We start from the raw sequence: 429 nt of genomic DNA, 5'->3' as shown, positions 1-429 counted from the left end.
CCTCACCACCATGACCGCCCACGCCCTGCCCGAGGTGACCAAGGCGGTCGGCGAGCAGGCCGGGCGGATCCTGCACTCCTCCACCCTCTACCTCAACCGGCCGATGGTGGAACTCGCCGAACGCATCGTCCACTTGAGCGGCATCCCGGACGCCCGGGTGTTCTTCACCACCTCCGGCACCGAGGCCAACGACACCGCCCTGCTGCTCGCCACCACCTACCGGCGCACCAACACGGTCCTGGCGATGCGCAACAGCTACCACGGCCGCTCCTTCAGCGCCGTCGGCATCACCGGCAACCGCGGCTGGTCCCCGACCTCGCTGTCCCCGCTGCAGACCCTGTACGTCCACGGCGGCGTGCGCACCCGCGGCCCGTTCGCCTCCCTCGACGACCACGACTTCGTCGCGGCCTGCGTCGACGACCTGAAGGA

1 protein-coding gene is annotated in these 429 nt (G+C 70.4%); it reads left to right on the top strand.

The annotated features are described in order from the left end of the window. Positions 1–429 (top strand): aminotransferase class III-fold pyridoxal phosphate-dependent enzyme (locus KDL01_RS42185; protein ID WP_212534306.1); only part of this gene is annotated, 429 nt, incomplete at both ends.

The sequence above is a fragment of the Actinospica durhamensis genome (assembly GCF_018139695.1).
In the GTDB taxonomy this organism is placed as follows: Bacteria; Actinomycetota; Actinomycetes; order Streptomycetales; family Catenulisporaceae; genus Actinospica; species Actinospica durhamensis.
This window is presented reverse-complemented; position numbering and strand designations above follow the sequence as displayed.